Annotated in this window: 5 protein-coding genes; 4 read left to right on the forward strand and 1 reads right to left on the reverse strand. The window is 42.6% G+C overall.

Annotated elements, in window-relative coordinates; genetic code table 11:
- Nucleotides 1-405: 405 nt before the first annotated feature.
- Together KDK67_RS13660 and KDK67_RS13665 are read left to right on the forward strand one after the other, a co-directional pair.
- Nucleotides 406-684: a DUF3303 domain-containing protein gene (locus KDK67_RS13660; RefSeq protein WP_250869408.1), complete on the forward strand. Its 279-nt coding sequence runs from the start codon at nt 406-408 to the stop codon at nt 682-684.
- 244 nt (nt 685-928) lie between these two features.
- Nucleotides 929-2,167, forward strand: coding sequence for a hypothetical protein (locus KDK67_RS13665; protein ID WP_250869409.1), 1,239 nt, complete (start codon nt 929-931; stop codon nt 2,165-2,167).
- A 130-nt stretch (nt 2,168-2,297) separates the two neighbouring features.
- Here the strand turns inward: KDK67_RS13665 and KDK67_RS13670 are convergent, their stop codons facing one another.
- Nucleotides 2,298-2,645 (reverse strand): hypothetical protein, encoded by a 348-nt coding sequence (locus KDK67_RS13670; RefSeq protein WP_250869410.1) that lies wholly within the window; start codon nt 2,643-2,645, stop codon nt 2,298-2,300.
- 677 nt (nt 2,646-3,322) lie between these two features.
- Here KDK67_RS13670 and KDK67_RS13675 point away from each other — a divergent pair.
- The gene (locus tag KDK67_RS13675) at nt 3,323-3,757 is read left to right on the forward strand and encodes a site-specific integrase (protein WP_250869411.1); all 435 of its coding nucleotides are present in this window, start codon (nt 3,323-3,325) and stop codon (nt 3,755-3,757) included.
- 39 nt (nt 3,758-3,796) lie between these two features.
- A complete protein-coding gene (locus KDK67_RS13680; protein WP_250869412.1) occupies nt 3,797-3,955 on the forward strand; it encodes a hypothetical protein in 159 nt (52 codons plus the stop codon).
- Nucleotides 3,956-3,997 lie beyond the last annotated feature (42 nt).

Genomic DNA, 3,997 nt, shown 5'->3' on the forward strand with positions numbered 1-3,997 from the left:
CTTCTCCATATTGTCCTATGAGCTTCACACCCTGATGTTACCATCAACGCATGTCATAGTAGGATTATCCCAAATGGAAGGGATAGCGTTTCCGCAATTCATGTTATTATAACTTCTTGTCGCACTATCCTGAAGATGATAATCGAACTAGATGTGTGTTTCCCCTATCGCAAGTATCTCTATTTCGTGGAAGCTTGAAATACATAATGGAATATTTCAACAAACATTGAAACATTATTTTCAACACTTACGGAATATTTTGTATAAACAAGAATATATATTCGAACGAGATAATTCTATGTGGGGTAGGGAGTACTGAAACAAAGTTCTCTTGACTGGAACAGCTGCAAGCGGGGGCTTTCGGCTGCAACTAATTAAATAGAATTTAAGGGGAGTGTTAAAGAAATGTTGTTTGTAGACATAACTACATGGGATCCAAAAGACAACGAAGAGGTACACAAACGTTTTGAGAACTGGGAAGATCCAGAAGGAATTAAGATGATCGGGCAATGGCTTGACATCGCGAGCTGTAGGATTGTTCAGGTATATGATGTAGAGAACACCGAAGCTTATGCTGCCTCTTTGTTCCCTTGGAGGGACATCTGCTATATCGACAGTTTCCCTGTAATGGATCCAGAAGAAGCTATAAAATTTGCAGATAAGCACCCGGAATTATTTGAATGATTTCGAGGATCAACGTTTTGTTGATTCATTTCTTTTTGTTCAACAAATGCGTCTGGTGGATAGTATTTGCACATAACAGACTTCACAACGCATGTAGGAATGTTATTGCCTAAGTGGGGTTGGAAAGGCTGATATGAATTATTCTTGTCGAAATCAGCTGTAGCTGGGGGCTTGGCTGTAATTAATTGAATAGACGAAACGTAAGTAAATTAAAACAAGGATTGAAACAACGGGAGTGGGGACAATGAGCGAAGAAGCAGACAACCAAGAAAAAAGCGAAGCTTTAAAACAAAAAGAAGAACAGGCTGCCATAATGGCCCAAGAACAGGCCATCGCCGAAAGCGAAAAAGCCATTGCAGAGGCAAACAAAGCCAAACTGGAAGCCGAACTACCGGCCGGAGCCACTGCCACCCCACCTGAGGGAACTATCACTACCGATGACAAGTTTGGCTATTTGGCAGAACTGGTAGCCTACGATACTTTAACCCATCAGGTGGAAAAATTGGTGAAGGCGGTGAAGGATACGGAGCTGCCGAAGGATTGCAAAATTCTCCTGGTAGAAGACCTGAACGTGGCGGCTGACGATGTGCATCTACTGCAAGTAGAACGTCAGCTGGAGACACTGAAAAATGGGCTGGCTGCCCAAATTGAAGCCAATAAAGCACATCTCCAACCCAGTGAACCTAAAAAAGAACTCGTAGAAACGAAAGGAATTGTGGAAACGGCGATAGCGACGGCACCAGTCGTGGCGGTAGCAACGGCCGGCATCGGTGCTGTGTCCAACATGTTCCGCGCGGATTATACAGTCAAAGGCAAAGAGATCTCCCTATCAGACACAGCCCTGCGGGCATTAATCGCGGGGAAACTAAGTAAGTGTTCAGTCTATTTGCCCCATTTCTACAATATCACGGAATCCAAGCTAATTGACACGTTTGAGGAAGTGGTTGGACAACGATGGGGATTACAAAATCAGGTGCAACAGCTAAACCAGCAAATTGTGGAACCAAAAAAGAAAAAGGTAGCTGAGTTAGAGGTGGAAATCAAGAAGCTGGCAGACCCTTCCCTAGTGGAGCGTAAGCAGGCAAAATTAGAAGCGTTGACAGCTGAACAACAAGCCGCAGAAACGGCCGTTTTGCAGTCAGAATCCCTGATAACTGCCTGTGACGAAAGTCGTAAAGCGCTGTTGACTGCCGCCGATGACCAAACCGCTTCCCCAATGGAGGCTGCTGTTTTGCGTGAGAAAATTTTAGCGTTAAAGGTCACCCATTTGCTTTATGCGACGATTGTTTCCAGCGGTGGTGAAGCAATCACCAGCAGACGCTGGTTAACCTCGGGGCATACAGCTTACCTAGGCGGCAGTGTGGTCAGTTACATCCTAGCAAAAGTGGAGGGGGATATTGTAACCGCCGATACGCTTGTAAGGGCAGGACGGTTGGAATATCAGATGGGCTCAAAGGAAGTGCCTGCTTTTGGGGAAAAGTGAATTGTTTAGCCATGGAGCACGAGCATTGGGAGTAAATGGTTTGTCACCCTTGGCATCCTGCTTCATATAGTTGAAGTAAACAAGCAGCATCTCTATTTGGTGGATGCATAATCAAATGCACCACTCTATTTTATTTACTCCTCTTATCAATTTCAGCTTCAACATCTTCATGAGTAGGCATAGAAGTAATCCCAACATTACAATATGATGCCGTCACTGCACCCTGTTTAAACATATAATAGACCTTTTCAGATGACTGGAGCCAGATTGCATAGTAGTTGATCCCTTTGTACTTCCCTTCAACTGCTCGATAGTTCTCTGCATTTCCATCGAGAACCATTCCCCGAAACTCAGGAAGACACACATGTTCGTCAGCAACATCAACATTTGCAGCCTTGTAAAGGGCCTGTATGTCTTTATCCGGCAGATATTCGCCATCGATTATTAATACATCATAATGTGCCCTGATTGTATTCAAGTTCATCACGTTCCGTTTTTCAGTTGTTGCCAGTCAATAGGCAACGCTAATCCAAATTTCGTTTTGTACAATAAAGGTTACGAAAAATAATACCTGTATTTGTATACTTTAGATTTGTTTGATGGGAAGATTATCAAGTAGTGATGTATAATTTCATGATCAAACTAGTCTCAAAGTGTGACAAATGCAAACACCTACATCATGAAGTCATGGGGCTGAAAGTGTGACGCTTACCCGGATGAAATTCTCGATGAGAACTCTTGGGCTTATGTAGATCATCACAGACCATACAAGAGAGACCACGGTTTGAACCTATCAGCTAGGACAGCTGAGACTCGGGACAGTGCTTCAAATCGTGCAGGGCACTTATCAACAAAGTCTGATGTGTAAAACTGCTCTGAGAACGTTCTGTGGCGATTTTCAGGGTCATGACATAAATGCCTAGCCAATTCAATGTATAATTGAAACTTTTATTACTCCTGGAGACTTCCGGAAGGTCCGGATCTCCAAAGAATCACCCATAAAAGTTTAAGTTTTATTAAAATATCAATGTAAATATGGAACCTATTTTTGTAAAAGGAGTGAGGATATTAGACTCCTTTGATTATGATTGATTAGTTGCAAATATAGAAAAGGATTATCTTAGAGACATCTTTGAGGTCTGCTTCTGGTCAGGTATGCGATACGTTGAGGTTCAGAGGTTGTATGACCACCCCGAATGGATCATGAAGGAGAGAAGGACCGTACATTTGCCCGCAGAAGCCCAGAGAAAGGCCAAACGAACACAGCTTGAAAGATATATCCACCCAATACCCCCACAACTTGAATCTGTACTCCGATATTTCTTCAAGGGGAAGAATCCACCTTCTCAACAGTCCTGGAATAACAATTTGAAACGATGGTGCGAAAAGTCAGGTATTGACTCTAAGGGCGTGAGCTCAAAAAGTACCAGGAAATCAATTGAGTCCTGGATGATCTCTGCAGGGATCCCAGTTAACGAGGTTTGCTTGAGACAAGGCCACGATTCTTTGACTTCAATGAGACATTATCAGGGATTGCCATTTACACCGGTAGAAAAGGAAGAGATAAAGAGAAGATTATCATGGTTTTAAGCCTGTCGAAGTTGCGAAAGGTCAGATACTATTGAGATAATGACAGAAATAGAGGATATGGAACTAAAAATAAGCCCCTTGCTTTCGTTCCTTATATCTGACATTTCCGCATTAGGAATGTACATACTAACAAAAGAGAAGGAGAGAAGAGGGAATTATCTGGAATTAACGTGTAACTCACTCTTCTCACTTACATAATATATGTGATCAATACCCAATAATCATTGGATTGCAATTACT

The organism is Methanococcoides seepicolus, assembly GCF_023684405.1.
In the GTDB taxonomy this organism is placed as follows: domain Archaea; phylum Halobacteriota; class Methanosarcinia; order Methanosarcinales; family Methanosarcinaceae; genus Methanococcoides; species Methanococcoides seepicolus.